The organism is Rhodococcus sp. DMF-1 (assembly GCF_021441945.1).
In the GTDB taxonomy this organism is placed as follows: Bacteria; Actinomycetota; Actinomycetes; order Mycobacteriales; family Mycobacteriaceae; genus Rhodococcus; species Rhodococcus ruber.
Genome location: NZ_CP090442.1, coordinates 2,187,612 through 2,209,214, shown reverse-complemented (window position 1 = coordinate 2,209,214; position 21,603 = coordinate 2,187,612). Strand labels below are relative to the sequence as shown.

Below are 21,603 nucleotides of genomic sequence, written 5' to 3'. Positions count from 1 at the left end.
ACCGCCCGGCGGCGTGACACCATGCCCGCGCGGCAGTGCGACGTCTACGACTCGGCGGTGTCTGCGTCCGCCGTGTGCGGGAACAGGACGTCGTAGTCGAACACCCGCGCGTGCAGGACGGTGCGGTTGCGCAGCGCCGAGCGGACGGCGCGGTGCAGGCCGTCCTCGAGGTACAGCACGCCCTTCCACTGGACGGCGTGGGGGAAGAGGTCGCCGTAGAAGGTGGAGTCCTCGGACAGCAGCCGGTCGAGTTCGAGCACCTTCGTGGTGGTGACGATCTGGTCCAGCCGCACCTGCCGGGGTGGGATCTGCGCCCAGTCGCGCAGCGAGAGCCCGTGGTCGGGATACGGCTTGCCGTCCCGGACGCCCTTGAAGATCATGGCACCAACTTACGACGCATCGTCGGCGGGCGCCGTGCCGCTCGCCACCCCGGCCCGGCGACTAAACTGGAGCGAAACGGCACGCAGTGCACCGTCCTGCGGTGATGCGTGCCGTTCCGGGTGCGACTGCAGAGACGGAGGTGGGCGGGGTGTCGAGCACCGAGGAACGACGCTTCGAGGTGTTGCGAGCGATCGTGGCCGATTACGTGTCCACCAAGGAACCGATCGGTTCGAAGACCCTCGTCGAACGCCACAACCTGGGTGTGTCCAGCGCGACGGTCCGCAACGACATGGCCGTGCTCGAGGCCGAGGGTTACATCACCCAGCCGCACACCAGCTCGGGCCGGGTTCCCACCGACAAGGGTTACCGCCAGTTCGTCGACCGGATCGCCGACGTCAAGCCCCTCTCGGGAGCCGAACGCCGCGCGATCCTGCAGTTCCTCGAGTCGGGCGTGGACCTCGACGACGTGCTGCGCCGCGGCGTCCGGTTGCTGGCGCAGCTGACCCGGCAGGTCGCGGTGGTGCAGTACCCCACGCTGTCGGCGTCCTCGGTCCGCCATCTCGAGGTCGTTGCGCTGACTCCTGCGCGATTGCTGCTGGTGCTCATCACCGACTCCGGCCGGGTGGACCAGCGCATCGTCGAGCTCGGTGACGTTCTCGGCGAGGAGGACCTGGCGCGGTTGCGGGATCTGCTCGGGGCGGCGCTGACCGGTAAGCGGCTCGCCGCGGCATCGATCGCGGTCAGCGAGCTCGCCGGGGACGCGCCCGACGGACTGCGCGATGCGGTCATCCGGTGCGCGACCGTGCTGGTGGAAACCCTCGTCGAACATCCCGAGGAACGGCTCGTGCTCGGCGGCACGGCGAACCTGACGCGCAACGCCGCCGACTTCGACGCGCATGCGGGCTTCCCCGGCTCGTTGCGTACCGTGCTCGAGGCGCTCGAGGAGCAGGTGGTGGTCCTCAAGCTGCTGGCGGCGACACAGGACGCCGGGCGCGTGACGGTGCGAATCGGCGAGGAGACCCAGGTCGAGCAGATGCGCGGCACGTCCGTGGTGTCCACCGGGTACGGTGCCGCGGGCACCGTCTTCGGTGGCCTCGGTGTGCTCGGCCCCACCCGGATGGACTATCCGGGGACGATTGCGTCGGTGGCTGCGGTCGCCCGCTACATCGGTGAGGTGCTCGGCGAACGCTGAGCGCCGGTCGGCGCCGACGGACCATCCGACGACACAACTAGCTGTGCGAATAGAGAAGGACGAAGAACTCACGTGGCACGGGACTACTACGGGACGCTCGGCGTGTCGAAGAACGCGACCGATCAGGAGATCAAGCGGGCGTACCGCAAGCTTGCGCGCGAGCACCACCCGGATGTGAACCCGGACGAGGCGGCGCAGAAGAGGTTCCAGGAGATCTCCGCAGCGTACGAGGTGCTCTCCGACCCGGAGAAGCGGCGCATCGTCGATCTCGGCGGGGATCCGCTCGAAACCGGTCCGGGTGCGGGTGGGGGCTTCTCGGGAGCCGGCTTCGGTGGTCTCGGCGACGTGTTCGAGGCGTTCTTCGGCGGCGGGGCGACCACCTCCCGCGGACCGCGCGGCCGCGTCCAGCCCGGCGCGGACTCGCTGCTGCGCACCCGGCTGACACTCGAGGAGTGCGCCACCGGTGTCACCAAGCAGATCGCCGTGGAGACCGCGATCCTGTGCGACGGGTGTGCCGGGTCCGGCACCCACGGCGACTCCAAGGCCGTGCGTTGCGAGACGTGTGGCGGCGCCGGTGAGGTGCAGTCGGTGCAGCGCTCGTTCCTCGGCCAGGTCATGACGTCGCGGCCGTGCCCGACGTGCCGCGGTGCCGGGGAGACGATCCCGGACCCGTGCCGCAAGTGCGGCGGCGACGGCCGGGTGCGGGCTCGCCGGCAGATCACGGTCAAGGTGCCGGCCGGTGTCAGCAACGGCATGCGTATCCGGCTGGCGGCGCAGGGCGAGGTCGGCCCCGGCGGCGGTCCCGCCGGCGACCTGTACGTCGAGATCATCGAGCAGGCGCACGACGTGTTCGTGCGCGACGGCGACGACCTGCACTGCACGATCCGGGTCCCGATGGTCGACGCGGCACTCGGCACCACCGTCGTGCTCGACACCCTCGTCGACGGGCCCGCCGAGATCACCGTCGATCCCGGCACTCAGCCCGGGTCGGTGGTGGTGCTCCGCGGGCACGGCATGCCCAAACTGCGTTCCGGGGTGCGCGGGGACGTGCATGCCCACCTCGAGGTCGTCGTCCCGTCGAAGCTCGACGGCAAGCAGGTCAAGCTGCTCGAGGAGTTCCGGCGCAAGCGCGAGCACGAGGTGCCCGAGGTCGTCACCACCGGCTCGCAGCACGCCGGGGGCTTCTTCTCCCGACTGCGCGACGCGTTCAGCGCGCGCTGAGGCCGCGCGGTGGCCGCAACGCTGTTCTATCTCGATCCCCTGCCCGACGCGGGAGCGGTCGCGGTCCTCGACGGCAAGGAGGGTCGCCACGCGGCGACGGTGCGGCGCATCGCGGTGGGCGAGCGCCTCGTCCTGTCGGACGGGCGCGGCCACGTCGCGGACGTGGAGGTGACGGCGACCGCGAAGGACCGGCTCGAGGCCCGTGTCCTGGCCCGTCGGGAAGTCCCCGCACCGCGTCCCCGGGTCACCGTGGTGCAGGCGTTGCCGAAATCCGATCGTTCCGAACTGGCGGTAGAACTGGCCACGGAGGCGGGCGCCGACGCGTTCGTGCCGTGGCAGGCCGCGCGGTGCGTCGCCCGGTGGGACGGTCCGAAGGCCGCCAAGGGTGTCGGGCGATGGCAGGCCGTCGCGGTGGCGGCCGCCAAGCAGTCCCGGCGTCCTCACGTGCCCGAGGTAGCGCCGGTCCACCGGACCGCGGACGTCGCCGAGGCCGTGCGCGCGACGGTCGCTCGCGGGGGTGTCGCGGCGGTCCTGCACGAGTCCGCGACCGACCCCTTCGGCTCGCTGTCCCTGGCCGACGCCGCCGAACTGCTGCTCGTGGTCGGACCGGAGGGCGGCGTCGACGACGCCGAGCTGGCGGCGCTGACGACGGCGGGAGCGCGGCCGGTGCTGCTCGGGCCGACGGTGCTGCGAACGTCCACGGCCGCGGCGGTCGCGCTGGGCGCGGTGGGCGTGCTGACCCCGCGTTGGGATGCGCGACCGCTCCACTGACACACTCGAGGACATGTCCCGAGTGCGCATCGCCTACGGTCCGCAGCCGCAGCAGTTCGGCCACCTGTACCTGCCGGACGCCACGGACCCGGCCGTGCCCGTACCGGTGGTGATGGTCGTCCACGGCGGCTTCTGGAGCGGCGACTACCACCTCAACCTCGGTACGCCACTCTCGCTCGAACTGGCTGCGCACGGCGTGGCGGCCTGGAACGTCGAGTACCGGCGGATCGGTGCGGGCGGGCGGTGGCCGGAGATGTCGGCCGACATCGTCGCCGCCCTCGACGCCGTCGCCACCGCCGTGGTCGAGCAAGCCCGGACCGCAGGCGTCGCACTCGATCCGGGCCGGGTGCGGGTGGTCGGGCACTCGGCCGGCGGTCAGCTCGCCGTGTGGCTCGCGGGCCAGCGAACGCAGGTGCGTCCCGAACTCGTCGTCTCCCAGGCGGGTGCGCTGGACCTCGCGTCCGCGGGCGAACGTGGCCGCCGGGTGGGCTACATCGAGGATCTGTTCGGTCAGCCCTACGAGGCGGACCCGCAGCTGTACCGGTCGGCGTCGCCCCGGCACCGGGTGCCGATCGGGGTACCGGTCGCGCTCGTGCACGGCACCGAAGACGCACAGGTGCCGGTGAGGGTCGCCGAGCGCTATGCCGAGGCGGCGGCCGCCGCGGGTGATCCGGTGGCACTGCACGTCGTCGACGGTGAGGATCACTTTGCGTTCCTCGACAAGCGGACGCGCAGCTGGGCGCTGTCGCGCGAGCTGCTGCTCGCCCCGGAGCCGATCGGTTCGCGGGTGCGTCGGGAGGGCTGACGGGTCAGCGGCGCGGGGGCAGGACCGCGGTGACGACGACGGCGCCGACGGCCAGGGCGACGCCGCCGACGAGGCTCGCCGACGTGATCGCCTCCGAGAACGCGTCGGCCGACGCGTCGAGAAGCGGTCGGGCGTAAGAGGAGGCGAACGGGTTCTTCGCCAGCTCCTCGGCGACGAGGGCAGCGCCGCCCACGGAATCGCCCGCGGCGGCGACGGCCGTGTCGGCCTGCGCGGCCGTCGGCCCGTCGAGGTTCGCGAGCGGTAGTCCGGTGAGGAACGCGGAGATCTCACGCTGGTACGTGGTGGCCAGGACCGAGCCCAGCACGGCGATGCCGAGGGATCCGCCGAGTTCGACGGCGGTGTCGTTGAGGCCGCCCGCGGCGCCGAGTTCGGCCTCGGGGAATCCGCTCATCACGAGGTCGGTGGCCGGCGGAGCGGCCAGCCCGATGCCGAGGCCGAGGAGAACGAGCGCGACGAGGAAGATCGTGTATCCGGAACCGGCGTCGAGGAGGGTCAGAGTGAGGACTCCGGCGGCGGCGACCGCCGTGCCGGCACCGATCGCGACGCGCGCGCCGAGACGCGGCGCCAGCCGGCCGCTCACGGCCGATCCGACCGAGACCGCGGCGGCCAGTGGAAGCAGGCGCAGGCCGGTCTCGAGCGGGCTGTAGCCGAACACGAACTGGAACTGCTGCGCCACGAAGTAGATCGCCCCGAACGACGTGAGGAAGAGCAGCAGCACGGACAGGCACGCACCTGCGACGGACCGGTCGGCGACGCGCCCGAGGGCCAGCAGCGGCTGCGGGTGCCGCAGCTCCCAGGCGACGAAGCCGCCGCCGGCGAGGAGGGCGACCGTCAGCGCGCCGAGCGCCGTTGCGTGCCAACCGAAGTGGAAACCCTCGATGATGCCGGCGACGAGCGCGCCGACGGCGGCTACGGACAGGGCGCCGCCGACCCAGTCGATGCGGGTGACGTGCTCGGCCCGCGAGGGCGGCACCAGTGCGAGCGCCCCGACCGCGGCGAATGCCGCGATCGGCACGTTGACGAGGAACGTCGAGCCCCACGCGTGCTGTTCGAGCAGCCACCCCGCGAGCAGGGGCCCGAGCGCGATCGCCAGTCCGGACGTCGCGGCCCACGCGGCGATTGCGCGGGGTCGTTCCGCGGCGGGGAACATGGCGACGAGCAGGGACAGGGTTGCGGGCATGATCACCGCGGCGCCGACGCCCATCGTGATGCGGGCGCCGATCACTTCGGCCGCGGTGCCGGCGAGGCTGCCGAACACGGCGCCCCCGGCGAAGACGGCGAGGCCGGTGAGGAGGGCGCGCCGGCGGCCGTAACGGTCGCCGAGGACGCCCGCGAGCAGCATCAGCGCGGCGTAGGGCACGGTGTAGCCGTCGATGACCCACTGCAGGTCGGTGCTGGTCAGCTGCAGTTCGCGCAGCATGCTCGGCGCCGCGACGATGAGTGCGGTGTTGGCCATCACGACGATCAGCAGGCTCAGGCAGAGCACCGCGAGGCCGGCCCACCGGCGCGGATACGGGCGGGTGGGATCCGTGGCCGGACGGACCAGGCTCGAGGTCATCGGCGCTCCTCACGACATGCCGGTGCGGCGGCAATTTGCACATCCATGTGCAAGTTAGAAAGTTGCACACCTGTGTGCAAGTAAAGTTGACGGACGTCACACTCTCCGGTGGAAGAAGGTGTTCAGCGTGGCCGAACCGGGCCGGGAGCCGCGGCGGCGGACGAGCCGGAACCGAGCCCGGATCCTCGAGGCGGCGATGGGGTGTTTCGCGGCCGACCCGGACGCCAGCATGGACGACGTCGCCCAGGCTGCCGGCGTGGTGCGCCGCACCGTCTACGCCCACTTCCCGAGCCGCGAGGCGCTCGTCGACGGCATCGCGGAGGAGGCGGCCGCCGCGCTCGCGGCGGCGGTCGACCGGCCGGATCCCGAGGAACCCGACCTGGCGCTCGCCGTCGCCGCCCTCATGACCTGGCCCGTCGGAGACCGCTTCCGCGTGCTGTTGTCCTTCGCGCGCAAGGAGGTCGGCGACGAGCGCATCGGTGAGCTCATCGCCCCGCTGCGCACCCGCACCCTCGCGATCGTGGAGCGGGGCCGCCGGTCGGGGGTGTTCTCCGCGTACCTGCCGCCCGTCGTCCTCGTCGGGATGCTCGAGGGGCTCACGATGGCCACCCTCGAGCAGGCCAACCGCGGCATGGTGCACGACGCGGGTGAGTCGGTCGCCCTGGCCGCCCTCGTCCTGATGGGGGTTCCACCGGAGCGTGCCGTCGCCGTCGTCCAGCGGGCCCGGCGAACGCCGTGGGATCAGCACCGGGCACCCGCCCCGGGCGGCAATGCGGTGGGGCGCGGAGACACCCGGCGCTAGACTGACATCGTCACGACACCCGTCGTGCGCCAGCCGACCCGAAAGCAGGCCGTACCGTCCACGTGAGTGAACCAGACGACACCCGAGACACCGGGAACGCCGAACGGACCACCGTCCGTTCCAACTTGGACCTGCCTCCCGAAGCTGCGGCACCGCTGCTCGGCTCGGCCGACGAGAATCTCATCGCCCTCGAACGGGCACTCGGCGCGGACATCCACGTACGCGGCAACTCCGTCACCCTCACCGGCGCGCCCGCGGACGTCGCGCTCGCGGAACGGGTGCTCGGGCAACTCGTCACCCTCGTCGGACGCGGGCAGCCGGTGACCCCGGACGCGGTGCGCCGCACCGTGGGCATGCTCACGCAGGGCCTGTCCGACGCGCCGGCCGACGTCCTCAGTCTCGACATCCTGTCCCGGCGCGGCAAGACCATCCGGCCCAAGACCCTCAACCAGAAGCGTTACGTCGACGCCATCGACACCAACACGATCGTGTTCGGCATCGGGCCCGCCGGCACCGGCAAGACGTACCTCGCCATGGCCAAGGCCGTGCAGGCGCTGCAGTCGAAGCAGGTCACCCGCATCATCCTCACGCGTCCCGCCGTCGAGGCGGGGGAGCGCCTCGGCTTCCTGCCCGGCACGCTGCACGAGAAGATCGACCCGTACCTGCGCCCGCTGCACGACGCGCTGCACGACATGATGGATCCGGAAGCCATCCCGAAGCTGATGCAGGCCGGAGTCATCGAAGTCGCACCGCTGGCGTACATGCGCGGACGCACCCTCAACGACGCGTTCATCATCCTCGACGAGGCCCAGAACACGACCGCCGAACAGATGAAGATGTTCCTGACCCGGCTCGGCTTCGGGTCGAAGATCGTCGTCACCGGCGACACCACACAGGTGGACCTGCCCGGAGGCGCCCGCTCCGGGCTGGCCGCCGCCGCCGAGATCCTCGACGGCATCGACGGCATCCACTTCGCGGTCCTCGACAGCAGCGACGTGGTGCGTCACCGGCTCGTCTCCGACATCGTCGACGCCTACGAGCGATTCGAGGCCGATCGGCCGGCCGGCGTCGCGATGGGCAACCGCGCCCAGCGGCGGGCAGCGGCCCAGAACCGGGTGCCGCGCCGGTGACCGCGACCGAGGGCCCCTCCCGCCTCGCACCCGCCGTGTCCGCAGCTGCCCAGAAGGAACTCCACAGATGAGCATCGAGATCTCGAACGAATCGGGGATGGACGTCGCCGAGGAGGACCTGATCGACATCGCACGGTTCGTCATCGCCCGGATGGACGTGCACCCCGCCGCAGAACTGTCGATGGTGCTCGTCGACTCCGGCACCATGGCCGATCTGCACATGCGCTGGATGGACCTGCCCGGCCCCACCGATGTGATGTCCTTTCCCATGGACGAGCTCGAACCCGGCGGCCGCCCCGACGCTCCCGAGCCCGGCCCCTCGATGCTCGGCGACATCGTGCTGTGTCCGTCCTTCGCTGCGGAACAGGCCGACAAGGCCGGCCATTCACTCGCGCACGAACTCGCGGTGCTCACCGTCCACGGCGTTCTGCACCTGCTCGGCTACGACCACGCCGAACCCGACGAGGAGAAGGAGATGTTCGGTCTGCAGAATCAGCTCCTCGAGGAGTGGTACGAGGAACTGCGGCGCGCGGAGCACGAGGCCCGGCTCGCCGCCCGCGACCAGCAGCTCCTCGGCAAGGCCGGGTTCTTCGACCCGACCGAGCGGTAGCGGCGTCGTGATCGGAGCACCGGCATGAGTGCCCCAGCGCTCGTCGTCGCCGCCGTCGTGCTGGTGGCGCTCGGCGGATTGTTCGCGGCGGTCGACTCGGCGCTGAACACGGTCTCCCCGGCCCGGGTGGAGGAACTGGCGAAGGGGGAACGGCCCAGCGCGCAGAAGCTGCTGGTGATCCTCGGAGACCGCCCCCGGTACGTCAACCTGATGGTGCTGCTCCGCATTCTGTGCGAGATCACCGCGACGGTCGTGCTGGTGGCGGCGCTGCTCGACCGGATGGACCACACCTGGGCGCTGGTCACCGCTGCCGTGGTCATGGTGCTCGTGGACTACATGGTGATCGGCGTGGGTCCGCGCACCCTCGGCCGCCAGCACGCGTATTCCATTGCCCTGGGCGCAACGGTGCCGCTGCGCGTGATCGGTGTGCTGCTCGGCCCGCTGAGCAGGCTGCTGATCCTGATCGGCAATGCGATCACGCCCGGCCGCGGATTCCGGAACGGGCCGTTCGCCAACGAGATCGAGCTGCGCGAGCTGGTGGACATGGCTCAGGAGCGTGGCGTCGTCGCGGCCGAGGAACGGCGGATGATCCAGTCGGTGTTCGACTTCGGTGACACCACGGCGCGCGAGGTGATGGTGCCGCGTCCCGAGATGGTGTGGATCGAGGCGGACAAGACCGCCGGCCAGGCCACCTCGCTCGCGGTGCGCAGCGGGCACTCCCGCATCCCCGTGGTCGGCGAGAACGTCGACGACATCCGCGGCGTCGTGTACCTGAAGGATCTGGTGCAGCAGACCTACTATTCACGCGACGGCGGCCGGAGCGTGACCGTGGCCGAGGTGATGCGGCCGGCGGTGTTCGTCCCCGATTCCAAGCGTCTCGACGATCTGCTGGCCGACATGCAGCGCGACCGCAATCACATGGCGCTGCTCGTCGACGAGTACGGCGGCATCGCCGGTCTCGTCACCATCGAGGACATCATCGAGGAAATCGTCGGCGAGATCGCCGACGAGTACGACACCGCAGAGATCGCCCCCGTCGAGGATCTCGGCGACGGCACCTTCCGGGTCTCCGCTCGATTGCCCGTCGAGGACCTCGGTGACCTGTTCGACGTCGCGCTCGACGATCTCGAGGTCGACACCGCCGGTGGACTGCTCGGATTCGTGCTCGGCCGGGTACCGTTGCCGGGCTCCGAGGTGGAGATCCACGGTTTGCGGCTGCGCGGCGAGGGCGGCCGCGACGCCCGCGGCCGGGTCCGCATCAACACCGTGTACGTGCAACGGGTTCCCGCGACCGAGGAGGCCGCCGCGGTCGCCGAGGAGCCGGTCGACGGGTGACCTCGTCGCCGAGGCCCCACACCCCGTGCCGACCCGTTCGGCGGCACCACAGACGAGGAGTTCTGCATTGACCGATCCCGACTTCCGTTCCGGCTTCGTGTGTTTCGTCGGCCGCCCCAACACCGGCAAGTCGACGCTGACGAATGCGCTCGTGGGCAGCAAGATTGCGATCACCTCGTCGCGTCCGCAGACCACCCGGCACACCATCCGGGGCATCGTCCACCGGGAACACGCACAGATCATCCTCGTCGACACCCCCGGCCTGCATCGGCCGCGGACCCTGCTCGGGCAGCGGCTCAACGACCTGGTGCGCGACACCTATTCGGAGGTCGACGCGGTCTGCGTGTGCATTCCCGCGGACGAGAAGATCGGCCCCGGTGACCGCTGGATCGTCGAACAGGTGCGGCAGGTTGCCCCGCGCACGAAGCTGATCGGCATCGTCACGAAGATCGACAAGGTGAGCAAGGAACGACTCGCACCGCAGCTGCTCGCGGTGTCCGAGCTGCTGGGACCCGACGTGGACGTCGTTCCCGTGTCCGCCACCTCGGGGGAACAGCTCGAGGTCCTCGTCGACGTTCTCGCCTCGCACATGGAACCCGGCCCGGCGTTCTACCCCGACGGGGAGCTGACGGACGAGCCCGAGGAGACGCTCATGGCCGAGCTGATCCGCGAGGCTGCGCTCGAGGGGCTCGGCGACGAGCTGCCCCATTCGCTCGCGGTCGTGATCGAGGAGATCTCCGAGCGGGAGGGTCGAACCGAGAAGCAGGGCGAACTGCTCGACGTGCACGCGCTGCTGTACGTGGAGCGGCCGAGCCAGAAGGGCATCGTCATCGGCAAGGGCGGTGCGCGCCTGCGCGAGGTGGGTACCGCCGCCCGGTCGCAGATCGAGAAGCTGCTCGGTGTGAAGATCTACCTCGATCTGCACGTCAAGGTCGCCAAGGACTGGCAGCGAGATCCGAAGCAGCTCGGCCGCCTCGGCTTCTGATCTACGGTGGTCCCCGGGGTCTCGGGGACACGCCCCGGCCCGCGAACACGGAAGAGGCAGCCGTGAACGGTGATTCGGCGAGCGGTGTGCGGGCGGTGGTGACGCGGAATCGCGCCGCGGTCGGCGTCGTTCTCGCGGCACTGTGTCTCGGGCTCGCCGTGCTCTGGGTGTTCGTGGTGCCGGCGAAGGCCGGCGCCACGACCGGGGTGCAGGAAGCGGCGATCCGCTACGGCCACCCGGTGTGCTGGGCGCTGCTGGCGACGGCCTCCGTCCTGTTCGCGGTGCGCGCCCCGCGCCGGTCGGTCGACGTCGTCGTGCGGAGCGCCCTCGCGGCCTACGTGGTCTTCGTCGTCGCCACCGTGGTGTGATCGGTGGCCGCGTCGTCTCCGGCGGTGTCCGCGGACACCGCACTGCGGACCAGGTGCAGGACGGAGGTCGCGATGTCCACCGCGCCGCCGGTGGCGAGGCGCCGCAGCTGCAGGCCCGTGATCGTGGCAACCAGCGTCGGCGCGATCGATTCCGCTCGGGGAACGCCGAGTTCGGTGAGAATGGTGGCGGTCAGTGCATCGTAGGCGGACCAGCACTGTGCCGCGGCGTCCCGCAGCTGGGCATCCCTGCCCGCCTGGATGTAGAGCTCGAACGGGGCGATCCGCTCGGCCGAGAACGACAGGTCCTCGGCCACCTGCTCGGTGAGTGCTGCGGCGTCGACCAGGCTCGGATCCCGGCTCCGGTACTCCTGCGCGAGCTCGCGCAGTCGTGTGGTCTCGTCGGCGACGAACGTCGTGAGCGCCGAGCGCAGCAGATCGGACTGGGTGGGGAAGTGGTAGGTGATCGACCCGAGCGAGACCCCCGCCCGGGCGGCGATGCGGCGGTTGGTGACCGCGGCGATGCCGTCCGTGCCGATCAGGTGCAGGGTCGCCGCGACGATTCTGCCGCGGACATCCGTGCCCATCGCGCTCACCACCATCGCCGCGGCGTGTGACGATCCCAGCGCAGTTCCGACTCGAGCTGGGAGGCGAGGGAGATCAGCACAGGCTCCGCGTTCTCGTGCCCCATGAGCTGGGCGCCGATCGGCAGGCCCGATCCGGTGAATCCCGCCGGGATGTTCACGCTGGGCCAGCCCAGGACGTTCCATGGCCAGGTGTAGGGGCAGGCGGCGGTGATCACCTTGTCGGTGGCCCAGCCGCCGAGTCCGTCCATCGCATCCACCGCCGGGGGCGGGGTCGCCGTGGTGGGGGCGAGGATCACGTCGAACCGGTCGAAGATCGCGCCGATGCGTCGGCGGATGCGCGGTTCGGCGGCCCGGGCGGCACGGAGCGCGCGGCCGCGGAGCAACCGGCCGGTGCGCGCGTTCGCCCGGGTCCGGGGGTCGGCCAGGGCGGGGTCCGGCAGGCGTCGCACCCAGTCGTCGATCCCCGCCATCGACCGGGGCAGAAAGTTCAGGCCCAGCAGTGGGCCGTAGGCGGGGTCGGCGAGGGCGACCTCGTGGCCCAGGGCGCGCAGGGCGCCGGCCAGGGATTCCACCCCCGCGCGGATCTCGCCGTGCAGCCGGGTGCGGGTAGCGGTGTACGGCAGGGCGAACGAGAGCGCGACGCGGAGCCGGCCCGGGTCGCGGCCCACGGCGTCGGACACCGTGACGGCCTCGGCTTCGTGCAGGTCGCCGACGTGGCCGCCCGCGACCGCGTCGAGCAGCAGTGCGGCGTCGGCGACCGTGCGCGCGAGGGGGCCGTGCGTGGTCAGGCCGTAGAACGCCTCGGGATCGGGCCACATCGAGATCCGCCCGCGCTGCGGCTTGATACCCACGAGGTTGGTCCAGGCGGCCGGTATGCGGACCGATCCGGCGCCGTCCGAGCCGAGGGCCGCGGACACCATCCCCGCTGCCACCGCCGCGGCACTGCCCCCCGACGACCCGCCGGGGGTGCGGTCGCGGTGCCACGGGTTGCGGGTGTGACCGAACGCGCTGCCGCCGGTGAACGGCCACTGGCCCAGTTCGGGGGTGTTCGTCTTGCCGACGATCACCGCACCGGCGGCCCGCAGTCGCCGCACCACCTCGGCGTCCTGCTCGCGTACGGTGAACTCGCCGGCGCATCCGAAGGCGGTGACCTCCTGTGCGATGTCCGTGTCGTCCTTCACCGCGACCGGCACGCCGAGCAGAGGGAGGCGGACCCCGGCGGCGAGACGCCGGTCGGCCTGTTCGGCCTCCGCGAGGGCCCGCTCCCGCCGGACGCTCCGGAAGGCGTTGAGGGCGGGATCGGCGGCCGCGATGCGGTCCAGGGCGGCCCGCGTCGCGGCGACGGACGTGATGGCGCCCGCGGCGAGGGCGGCGGCCTCGGCGGCGAGGCCCGGCGCGCGGGTGTCGGCGCGGGGTGCGGTCATACGGCGGCGTCCTCCTGTGCTGTTCGTTCGAACGAACAGTAACGTGTTCCAGTGGCTCCGGTCGAGAGCCCGCACCGAAAGATGTGATGCTCGTCACATTTAGGCCATCAGCGGCGGGGCGCTGGGTATGCCCCCGGGGATATCGCGGGCGCCTCCCGTGATGTCGTGGAGACCGGCTGGCAGGAGTTACACATGGGTTCATCACGCACACGCACCCTCCGGCGCGTACCGGATACGGAGACGCGGGTGGTCTTCCGGACCATCCACGGCTACCGCCGCGCGTTCCGGATCGCCGGTGACGGGCCCGCCCTGCTGCTGATCCACGGGATCGGCGACAACTCCTCGACCTGGCGGGAGATCATCCCGCATCTGGCCCGCAAGTACACGGTCATCGCCCCGGACCTGCTCGGCCACGGCCGCTCCGACAAGCCCCGCAGCGACTACTCGGTCGCCGGATACGCCAACGGGGTCCGAGATCTGCTGTCGGTGCTGGGCATCGACCGCGTCACGGTGGTCGGGCATTCCCTCGGCGGCGGTGTCGCGATGCAGTTCGCGTACCAGTTCCCGCAGTTGATCGACCGGCTCGTGCTGGTCTCGGCCGGTGGCGTCACCAAGGACGTGCACCCCGCCCTGCGGGCACTGTCCCTGCCGGGGCTGAGCGAGGCGCTCAAGCTGCTGCGGATCCCGGGTGCCATGCCCGCTGTGCGTATCGCCGGGGGGCTACTGGGCCGATGGCACGACACGCCCCTGCGTCCCGGTGTCCTGCTGCACGACACCTCGGACCTGATCCGGGTTCTGGGGGGCCTGCCCGATCCCACGGCGTGCGAGGCGTTCCTGCGCACGCTGCGCGCCGTCGTGGACTGGCGTGGTCAGGTGGTGACGATGCTCGACCGCTGCTATCTGACCGAGGACCTGCCCGTGCAGCTGATCTGGGGTGAGCACGACAGTGTGATCCCGGTCGGGCACGCGCACCTGGCGCATTCGGCGATGCCGCATTCCCGGCTCGAGGTCTTCCGCAACTCCGGTCACTTCCCGTTCCGCGACGACCCCATCAGGTTCGTCCGGGTGGTCGAGGAGTTCCTCGACTCCACCGCCCCCGCCGAGTTCGACGAGCAGCGCTGGGGCCGGCTGCTCGTCAACGGTGTCAGCGAGCGCCGGATCACCGGTGGTCCGGCCGCCCGGCAGGCCGTGCTCGGTGCGATGGGCGCCGAGGAGCGCAGCGCCACCTGAGCCGATCGGGTGAATGCGGACGCGGGGTGCGCCCGGTGTCGGCCGGACGTGACAGACTCGGATCGTGAGGTTGTACCGGGATCACGCGGTGGTGCTGCGCCAGCACAAGCTGGGCGAGGCCGACCGCATCGTCACCCTGCTCACCCGTCGCCACGGGCTCGTGCGGGCCGTCGCGAAAGGTGTGCGCCGCACCCGCTCGAAGTTCGGGGCCCGGCTCGAGCCGTTCGCGCACATCGACGTGCAACTACATCCGGGTCGCAGCCTCGACATCGTCACGCAGGTCCAGACCGTCGACGCGTTCGGTGCCGACATCGTCGACGACTACGGCCGCTACACCACCGCGTGTGCCGTGCTCGAGACCGCCGAACGGCTCGCCGGTGAGGAACGCGCTCCCGTCCCGCAACTGCACCGCCTCACCGTCGGTGCCCTCCGTGCGCTGTCCGACCGGATCCGGCCGCCGGAGCTGATTCTCGACGCGTACCTGCTGCGCGCGATGGCCTACGCAGGCTGGGCACCGGCGATCGACCGCTGCGCCCGCTGCGACGAGCCCGGCCCGCATCGCGCATTCCATGTCGCGGCCGGGGGAGCGGTGTGCGTGCGGTGCCGTCCGCCGGGTGCCGCGACCCCCGGCGCGGGGGTGCTGGACCTGATGGACGCGCTGTTCCACGGTCGCTGGCAGGGCACCGAAACGGTGTCCGCGGCCACGCGTGGGCAGGCCAGCGGCTTGATCGCCGCCCACCTGCAGTGGCATCTGGAGCGGCAGTTGCGGACCCTGCCCCTCATCGAACGCAGTCGTCCCCATGCCGTGACTGTGGAGGGGGAGACGGTCGGGCAGGATGGGGGGCGTGATTCGACGCCGCACCCCGCAAGCATCGCGTGACCGCGAGATCCGGCCACCCGACCCGCATCCGTCCGGCGCCCGCCCACCGGGGCTGCAGCCCGAACTGATCCCGCGGCACGTCGCCCTGGTCATGGACGGCAACGGACGCTGGGCGCAGGAACGCGGCCTGCCCCGCACCGCCGGCCACGAACGCGGCGAGGCGGTGCTGATGGACACGGTGTGCGGCTGCATCGAGATGGGCGTCAAGTGGCTCTCGGCGTATGCGTTCTCCACCGAGAACTGGAAGCGCAGCCCGGACGAGGTGCGCTTCCTCATGGGCTTCAACCGGGACGTCATCCGCCGCCGGCGCGACGAGATGCACGAGATGGGGGTGCGCGTGCGCTGGGCCGGACGACGGCCCAAGCTGTGGCGCAGCGTCGTCAAGGAACTCGAGATCGCCGAGGAACTGACCCGCGACAACGACGTGATGACCCTCACCATGTGCGTGAACTACGGGGGTCGCGCCGAGATCGCCGATGCCGCAAGGGAAATCGCGCGTCGTGTGGCTGCGGGTGAGCTCGACCCGGAACGCGTCACCGAGGCCACGGTGGCGCGGTACCTCGACGAACCCGACATGCCGGACGTGGACCTGTTCCTGCGGCCGTCCGGTGAGCAGCGCACCTCGAACTTCCTGCTCTGGCAGTCGGCCTACGCCGAAATGGTGTTCCAGGACAAGATGTTCCCCGACTTCGACCGTCGGGACCTGTGGGCCGCGTGTGTGGAGTACGCCTCGCGCGACCGTCGATTCGGGGGTGTGAAGTGACGGACGCCGGGACCGGACCGGGCGATCGGGCACCCGACCCCGGCGGAATGGACCCGAGCGGACTGGGCCTGCGCGAGCGGATCGCGTCCGCGCTGGCGGAGTTCGTCGCCCTGCACGAACCCAGGACGAACGGCGACGACGCGCTGGGATTCGACTACGCGGGCGTGCCCTGCGCCGTGCGGGTGGTGACCCTCACCGAAGGCCTCGACGTGGTGTCGCTGACCGGAATCCTCGCGTGGGACCTGCCACTCGACGACGCGTTGCGCACACGCGTCGCCACGGCAGCCGACGCGCTGCAGTTCGGGTCGATCCACCTCGTCGAGCGGGACGCCGAGGCGGACGTGGTGCTCCGGTACTCCTTTCCCGCCACCGGGCTCGACGATTCGCCCCTGACGACGATGCTGCTGCTCGTGCTCGGTGGTGCCGGCGACGCGCGCTCGGCCGTCGCGGGTACGGGCGGATCCGAGTGAGCGAACTCGACTGGGACCTCCCGATCGTCACCGGGGACGACGACGCGCTGCGCGCGGCCGTGCTGCGTGTCCTGTCGACGGTCCTCGCCGAGGAGATCGAACCCGACACGGACGGCGATGTGCCGATCTGGGTCGACGATGTGCTCACCTACGTCGTCGTCGACTCCCGGGCGGGAGTGGTGGAGCTGACGACGTACCTGGTGGAGCGGATCGCCGGTCGCACCCGCGCGGCCGAGGTCCTCGTCGACCTGCAGGCGCGGTGGCCGGACGCGAGGCTCGAACTCCACCAGGATCGGGTGACGGCGGTGCAGCGCGTCCCGGCGCACCCGCTGGTGCCGGCGCACCTGGCGCGCGCGGTCGCGGTCGTGGCGGCGCTGGTGCCGTCGGCTCCCGACCTCGCAACGCGGCTCGGCGGCCGGGCGTGCGTGTTCGACGAGCCGGGCGGCGAGACCGGCGATCTGCTGGGCGGGTGCGGTTGCGACGGCTGCGGGTGCCGCTGAGGGTCACCGCTCAGCGGAGGCTGCGCTCAGCGGGAGGTTGCGCTCAGCGGGAGGTTGGGGGCTCGGCGTCCGCGCACTCGCGGCAGGTGCCGAAGATCTCGACGGTGTGGCTGACGTCGACGAAGCCGTTGTCCTCGGCCACCTCGTGGGACCAGCGCTCGACCGCGGGCCCGTCCACCTCGACGGTGAATCCGCACGCGCGGCACACGAGATGGTGGTGGTGACCGGACGAGCAGCGCCGGTAGACGGACTCCCCGCTGTCGGTGCGCAGCACGTCGACGGTGCCGGCTTCGGCAAGGGACTGCAGGGTGCGGTAGACGGTGGTCAGGCCGATGCCCTCGCCGCGCCGGCGCAGTTCGTCGTGCAGGTCCTGGGCCGAACGGAATTCTTCGATCTCGTCGAGCAGCGCGGAGATCGCACTGCGTTGTCTGGTGGAGCGGACTCCGACGACGGGTTTGGGGGCGGGCGGCACGGCTGGGGTCAACCTTCCTCGACGTGGGCGACGGCATCGACGACGATGTGGGCGAGATGGTCGTCGACGAGACGGTAGAGCACCTCGCGTCCGGCGCGCTCGCCGCGGACCACGCCTGCGGCCTTGAGGATGCGCAGGTGCTGGCTGATCAGCGGTTGGGTGACGCCGAGCGCCCCGACCAGCTCGTGGACACAGTGTTCGGACTCGCGCAGTTGTAGCACGATCGCGATGCGCACGGGTGCGGCCAGGGCGCGCAGGAGCTCGCCGGCGGCGGCGAGGGTCTCCCGCGACGGAGCCGGGGCCGGGGCGGGTGCCGCCGAGCCCGGACGGCAGTCCTCGTGCGGAGGGGGCGCGGCGCTGGCGTCGCCGCCGGGGCCGGTGTCGGCAACGCTCAACGGGTCTCCTTCGGGTCCTCGGCCGCGTTATTGCAAACCGATCCCATTTTGATATGCACGAATGTGCATGTCAACCGGCGCGACGTTCGGCCCCGCCGACCGGAGCGATAGGCTTACGGGTCGACGCACGCTGCGAAACCCCGCATCGAAGATGGAGTGAATCCGAGTGGCACCGAAATCCAAGATCGATACCGTCGCCAACCTGGCCAAGCGCCGGGGCCTGGTCTATCCCTGCGGTGAGATCTACGGCGGTACGAGGTCGGCCTGGGACTACGGGCCGCTCGGCGTGGAGCTCAAGGAGAACATCAAGAAGCAGTGGTGGCGCAACATGGTCACCAGCCGCGAGGACGTCGTCGGACTGGACTCGTCGGTGATCCTGCCGCGTCAGGTGTGGGTGGCCTCGGGTCATGTCGGGGTCTTCAACGATCCGCTCGTCGAGTGCCTGAGCTGTCACAAGCGCCACCGCCAGGATCACCTGCAGGAGGCGTACGCCGAGAAGAACAAGCTCGACGATCCCGACGCTGTTCCGATGTCGGAGATCGCCTGCCCCGACTGCGGCACCAAGGGCCAGTGGACCGAGCCCCGCGACTTCAACATGATGCTCAAGACCTATCTCGGCCCGATCGAGAGCGAGGAGGGGCTGCACTACCTGCGTCCCGAGACCGCGCAGGGCATCTTCGTGAACTTCGCCAACGTGCTCACCACGTCGCGCAAGAAGCCGCCGTTCGGCATCGGCCAGATCGGCAAGAGCTTCCGCAACGAGATCACCCCGGGCAACTTCATCTTCCGGACCCGCGAGTTCGAGCAGATGGAGATGGAGTTCTTCGTCAAGCCGGGCGAGGACGAGCAGTGGCACCAGTACTGGATCGACTACCGGATGGACTGGTACACCGGACTCGGCATCAACAAGGACAACCTGCGCCTGTACGAGCACCCGCAGGACAAGCTGTCCCACTACTCCAAGCGCACCGTCGACATCGAGTACCGCTTCCACTTCCAGGGCAGCGAATGGGGCGAGCTCGAGGGCGTCGCCAACCGCACCGACTTCGACCTGTCGACGCACGCGCAGCACTCGGGTGCCGACCTGAGCTTCTTCGACCAGACCACCAACGAGCGGTACACCCCGTACGTCATCGAGCCGGCAGCGGGTCTGACGCGTTCGCTCATGGCGTTCCTCGTCGACGCCTACAGCGAGGACGAGGCACCCAACGCGAAGGGTGGCGTCGACAAGCGCACCGTGCTGCGCCTCGATCGCCGGCTCGCCCCGGTCAAGGCGGCGGTGCTGCCGCTGTCGCGCAATGCGGATCTGAGCCCCAAGGCGAAGGACCTCGCCGCGCAGCTGCGCCAGTACTGGAACATCGAGTTCGACGACGCCGGCGCCATCGGCCGCCGCTACCGCCGCCAGGACGAGATCGGCACCCCGTTCTGCATCACGGTCGACTTCGACACCCTCGAGGACCAGGCCGTCACCATCCGCGAGCGCGACACCATGGCGCAGGAGCGCGTCGGGCTCGACCAGGTCGAGGGTTACCTGGCCCAGCGGCTGATCGGCGCCTGACCGCGCAGCCGCAGTGAGGGGGTCGCCTCGCACGAGGCGACCCCCTCACTGCACGGTCGCGGTCAGAACCGCCCGCCGCTGCTGCCGCCGAACCCGCCGCCCCCGAAGCCCCCACCGCCGAAGCCCCCGCCGCCGAAGCCCCCGCGGCCACCGGTCAGGACGCTGTTGATCAGGATGCCGCCGAGCACCGCACCGGCGATGTTGCCGCCGGAGGCGCCGCCGCGGGGCGGACGCTGCTGACGGTCCCAACGCTGCACGTCGTTCTGCGCTGCGCGCAGCGCATTCGCCGCGAGGGTCCCCGCCGCCTGAGCGTGTTGCAGGGCCCGGCCCGGGTCGTGGGCGGCGAGCTGCTGCGCGGCCTGCAGATGGCGCTGCGCCTCCGACAGGCGGGTGCGGGCTTCGGCGCCGATCACGCCGCGCCGCGTCCCGATGAAGTCCGCGGCAGCGGTGACCTGGGACTGGGCGGCCGTCAGATCCTGCTCGAGACGTTGACGGCTGCGCTGCGCCTGCTCCTGTGCCTGACGGGTGCGGGCGCGCAGCGCGTCGAGGCGGGCGTCCGCCTCCACGACTCGGGTGAAGCTGCCCAGCGGGTCGGTGTTCATCGCCGCCCGCGCGTGGTCGAGTGCCTCCTGCGCGGCCCTGCGGGCTTCGGCGAGTTCCGCGCCCCCGGCATCGGCGAGCTGTCCCGCGTCGGCGATGCCCTGTTCGGCGTCGGCCATCGCCGCCGGCAACGTCGCGATCGCCCGCCGGATGTCGTCGGCGGCGTGGTCGATCGCGTCGAGCATGGTCGCCGCGTGCCCCAGAGCGCCTTCCGCTTCCCGGATGGCGCGCACCGCGTCGCCCTGCTCGCCGACGGGGCGCGCCACCGCGGTGCGGCCCTGGTCGACTGACTTCTCGGCGAACTCGATCTCGTCCTGGGCCAGCGCCACGTTGTCGGTGATCGGGGCGAGCGCGCCGGCCGGGAACTCCGTGCGCAGGTTCGCCAGCGTCGCCTCGGCCTCGGGGAGGCGGGCCCGCAACGCGATCGCGCGCTGGGTGAGTGCGTCGAGGCGGGCGGGTGCATCGAGCAGCAGATCGCGCATCCGGTCGAAGGCCTCGACCTGCGCGTCGAGTTCCCGGTCCGCGCGCCCGCACGACGAGATCAACTGCACGAGCATGTCGCGCTGCTGCTGAGGCGTCTCGGGGATGGCGTCGTCGAGCCGCTGCCGGATCTCGAACGCGGACGCCAGGGCCGACTGCGCCTGACGGTAGGCGTGGTCGAACGGTTGAACCGCGGCATCGCCGAATTCCCCGCGCGCCAGTTCGAGCGCCTCGTGGCTCGAACGGACCGCGTTGTCGGTCTCGACCAGGATCTTCTGGGCATGCAGTTCGAGTCCTTCGAGCGGCAGTGCACTCAGTGCGTCGGTGTCGGTCGGGTCGGTGTCCGCCGCGGCCCGGGCGCCCGCCTCGGCCCGCTTGCGCTTGGCGCGCTTGGAGTACAGGTACACCCCGCCGGCGCCGGCGGCGATGACCCCGCCCCCCACGAGCAGCGTGGTGCCCGAGCCCGAGCCCGAACCCGAGGCCGACAACGCCTCGTCGAGACCCTCGGCCGCCGCCACCGCGGCCCCGGCCCAGTTCTCGTTCCGCAGCTGCGGCACGATCCGGTCCGTGCTGATGGCGTCCCGCTCGGACGCGGTGACCCCGGACAACGCGTTCGGCGTCCACAGCGCGTACTCGCGGTCCTGCGTGGCCACGGCGAGCAGGGCGGTGTCGGTGCCGAAGTTGCTGGCCTGCGCGGTCTGCTCGGTCCAGTCGTCGGACGACAGTCCGGAAAATGTCGGCACGTACGCCACCCACAACTGCACCCCGTGCTCGGCGTAGAGCGCGTCCGCCGCCTGCTCGATCTGCGCCGTCTCCGCCGGACCCAGTACGCCGGCCGTGTCGGTGATCGGCTGCGGGAGCCGGAAGGGCGGCTCGGCCGTCGCCGAACCGGGCAGCAACAACCAGGCCAGCGCCGCCAGCAGGACCGGCACCGACAGCGACAGCGAACGGTGGAGCGGACGGACCGGACGTGGCCGGACGACGACCGAATGCGGTGACATGCGTTCGAATCTATCGGCTCGCCTGCGTCGTCGCCCGTGGCGCGTCGCCGGGTGGGCACACACGCAA

General features: G+C 71.2%; 23 protein-coding genes. 16 read left to right on the top strand and 7 right to left on the bottom strand.

What is annotated here, in order from left to right; translation table 11 throughout:
* Positions 1 to 44: 44 nt before the first annotated feature.
* Entirely contained in the window at positions 45 to 380 is a 336-nt protein-coding gene (locus tag LZP97_RS10135; RefSeq protein ID WP_040275169.1) for a type II toxin-antitoxin system VapB family antitoxin, read from the bottom strand.
* A gap of 149 nt (positions 381 to 529) precedes the next feature.
* Here LZP97_RS10135 and hrcA point away from each other — a divergent pair, with 149 nt between their 5' ends.
* The 4 genes from hrcA (at position 530) to LZP97_RS10115 (ending at position 4,370) form a co-directional block, all read left to right on the top strand.
* Positions 530 to 1,573: a heat-inducible transcriptional repressor HrcA gene (gene hrcA / locus LZP97_RS10130; protein WP_017680320.1), complete on the top strand. Its 1,044-nt coding sequence runs from the start codon at positions 530 to 532 to the stop codon at positions 1,571 to 1,573.
* Between the two features lie 72 nt (positions 1,574 to 1,645).
* Entirely contained in the window at positions 1,646 to 2,794 is a 1,149-nt protein-coding gene (gene dnaJ, locus LZP97_RS10125; protein WP_048770818.1) for a molecular chaperone DnaJ, read from the top strand.
* Between the two features lie 9 nt (positions 2,795 to 2,803).
* A complete protein-coding gene (locus LZP97_RS10120) occupies positions 2,804 to 3,565 on the top strand; it encodes a 16S rRNA (uracil(1498)-N(3))-methyltransferase (protein WP_048770821.1) in 762 nt (253 codons plus the stop codon).
* Positions 3,566 to 3,578: 13 nt separating this feature from the next.
* Entirely contained in the window at positions 3,579 to 4,370 is a 792-nt protein-coding gene (locus LZP97_RS10115) for an alpha/beta hydrolase family protein (protein ID WP_048771121.1), read from the top strand.
* Between the two features lie 4 nt (positions 4,371 to 4,374).
* On the opposite strand, the gene LZP97_RS10110 is transcribed toward LZP97_RS10115, so the two are convergent.
* Complete coding sequence (locus LZP97_RS10110; protein WP_040275171.1) at positions 4,375 to 5,949, bottom strand: MFS transporter; 1,575 nt, start codon at positions 5,947 to 5,949, stop codon at positions 4,375 to 4,377.
* 127 nt (positions 5,950 to 6,076) lie between these two features.
* Here LZP97_RS10110 and LZP97_RS10105 point away from each other — a divergent pair, with 127 nt between their 5' ends.
* From LZP97_RS10105 to LZP97_RS10080, 6 genes are all read left to right on the top strand, one after another.
* Positions 6,077 to 6,751, top strand: coding sequence for a TetR/AcrR family transcriptional regulator (locus LZP97_RS10105; RefSeq protein ID WP_048771123.1), 675 nt, complete (start codon positions 6,077 to 6,079; stop codon positions 6,749 to 6,751).
* 62 nt (positions 6,752 to 6,813) lie between these two features.
* Positions 6,814 to 7,881 carry a PhoH family protein gene (locus LZP97_RS10100; RefSeq protein ID WP_010594259.1) on the top strand — a complete coding sequence of 356 codons (1,068 nt, stop codon included), beginning with the start codon at positions 6,814 to 6,816 and terminating at the stop codon, positions 7,879 to 7,881.
* A 67-nt stretch (positions 7,882 to 7,948) separates the two neighbouring features.
* The gene (gene ybeY, locus LZP97_RS10095) at positions 7,949 to 8,491 is read left to right on the top strand and encodes an rRNA maturation RNase YbeY (RefSeq protein ID WP_003937044.1); all 543 of its coding nucleotides are present in this window, start codon (positions 7,949 to 7,951) and stop codon (positions 8,489 to 8,491) included.
* Positions 8,492 to 8,515: 24 nt separating this feature from the next.
* On the top strand, positions 8,516 to 9,826 hold the full coding sequence (locus LZP97_RS10090; protein ID WP_017680325.1) for a hemolysin family protein: 1,311 nt from the start codon (positions 8,516 to 8,518) through the stop codon (positions 9,824 to 9,826).
* 67 nt (positions 9,827 to 9,893) lie between these two features.
* Positions 9,894 to 10,811, top strand: a complete 918-nt coding sequence (era, locus tag LZP97_RS10085) for a GTPase Era (RefSeq protein ID WP_010594261.1) — start codon at positions 9,894 to 9,896, stop codon at positions 10,809 to 10,811.
* Between the two features lie 62 nt (positions 10,812 to 10,873).
* Positions 10,874 to 11,179, top strand: coding sequence for a hypothetical protein (locus LZP97_RS10080; RefSeq protein WP_010594262.1), 306 nt, complete (start codon positions 10,874 to 10,876; stop codon positions 11,177 to 11,179).
* On the opposite strand, the gene LZP97_RS10075 is transcribed toward LZP97_RS10080, so the two are convergent.
* Positions 11,146 to 11,778: a TetR/AcrR family transcriptional regulator gene (locus tag LZP97_RS10075; protein ID WP_017680326.1), complete on the bottom strand. Its 633-nt coding sequence runs from the start codon at positions 11,776 to 11,778 to the stop codon at positions 11,146 to 11,148. The two genes, LZP97_RS10080 and LZP97_RS10075, sit on opposite strands and share 34 nt — an antisense overlap.
* A complete protein-coding gene (locus LZP97_RS10070; protein WP_048770824.1) occupies positions 11,769 to 13,187 on the bottom strand; it encodes an amidase in 1,419 nt (472 codons plus the stop codon). The genes LZP97_RS10075 and LZP97_RS10070 overlap by 10 nt, the downstream gene beginning before the upstream one ends.
* 192 nt (positions 13,188 to 13,379) lie before the next feature.
* On the opposite strand from LZP97_RS10070, the gene LZP97_RS10065 reads away from it, so the two are divergent.
* The 5 genes from LZP97_RS10065 (at position 13,380) to LZP97_RS10045 (ending at position 17,030) form a co-directional block, all read left to right on the top strand.
* Positions 13,380 to 14,417, top strand: a complete 1,038-nt coding sequence (locus LZP97_RS10065; protein ID WP_026137655.1) for an alpha/beta fold hydrolase — start codon at positions 13,380 to 13,382, stop codon at positions 14,415 to 14,417.
* A gap of 64 nt (positions 14,418 to 14,481) precedes the next feature.
* Positions 14,482 to 15,297, top strand: coding sequence for a DNA repair protein RecO (gene recO, locus LZP97_RS10060; RefSeq protein ID WP_082061366.1), 816 nt, complete (start codon positions 14,482 to 14,484; stop codon positions 15,295 to 15,297).
* Positions 15,254 to 16,060 (top strand): isoprenyl transferase, encoded by an 807-nt coding sequence (locus LZP97_RS10055; RefSeq protein ID WP_040275176.1) that lies wholly within the window; start codon positions 15,254 to 15,256, stop codon positions 16,058 to 16,060. The genes recO and LZP97_RS10055 overlap by 44 nt, the downstream gene beginning before the upstream one ends.
* The gene (locus LZP97_RS10050; protein ID WP_010594268.1) at positions 16,057 to 16,530 is read left to right on the top strand and encodes a hypothetical protein; all 474 of its coding nucleotides are present in this window, start codon (positions 16,057 to 16,059) and stop codon (positions 16,528 to 16,530) included. The genes LZP97_RS10055 and LZP97_RS10050 overlap by 4 nt, the downstream gene beginning before the upstream one ends.
* Entirely contained in the window at positions 16,527 to 17,030 is a 504-nt protein-coding gene (locus LZP97_RS10045; protein ID WP_017680331.1) for a T3SS (YopN, CesT) and YbjN peptide-binding chaperone 1, read from the top strand. The genes LZP97_RS10050 and LZP97_RS10045 overlap by 4 nt, the downstream gene beginning before the upstream one ends.
* A gap of 43 nt (positions 17,031 to 17,073) precedes the next feature.
* Here the strand turns inward: LZP97_RS10045 and LZP97_RS10040 are convergent, their stop codons facing one another.
* The gene (locus LZP97_RS10040) at positions 17,074 to 17,502 is read right to left on the bottom strand and encodes a Fur family transcriptional regulator (RefSeq protein WP_010594270.1); all 429 of its coding nucleotides are present in this window, start codon (positions 17,500 to 17,502) and stop codon (positions 17,074 to 17,076) included.
* Positions 17,503 to 17,510: 8 nt separating this feature from the next.
* Positions 17,511 to 17,897 (bottom strand): ArsR/SmtB family transcription factor, encoded by a 387-nt coding sequence (locus LZP97_RS10035; protein ID WP_010594271.1) that lies wholly within the window; start codon positions 17,895 to 17,897, stop codon positions 17,511 to 17,513.
* Between the two features lie 166 nt (positions 17,898 to 18,063).
* Here LZP97_RS10035 and LZP97_RS10030 point away from each other — a divergent pair, with 166 nt between their 5' ends.
* The gene (locus tag LZP97_RS10030; RefSeq protein ID WP_017680332.1) at positions 18,064 to 19,455 is read left to right on the top strand and encodes a glycine--tRNA ligase; all 1,392 of its coding nucleotides are present in this window, start codon (positions 18,064 to 18,066) and stop codon (positions 19,453 to 19,455) included.
* A 62-nt stretch (positions 19,456 to 19,517) separates the two neighbouring features.
* On the opposite strand, the gene LZP97_RS27260 is transcribed toward LZP97_RS10030, so the two are convergent.
* On the bottom strand, positions 19,518 to 21,536 hold the full coding sequence (locus LZP97_RS27260) for a TPM domain-containing protein (protein WP_048770826.1): 2,019 nt from the start codon (positions 21,534 to 21,536) through the stop codon (positions 19,518 to 19,520).
* Between the last annotated feature and the right edge of the window lie 67 nt (positions 21,537 to 21,603).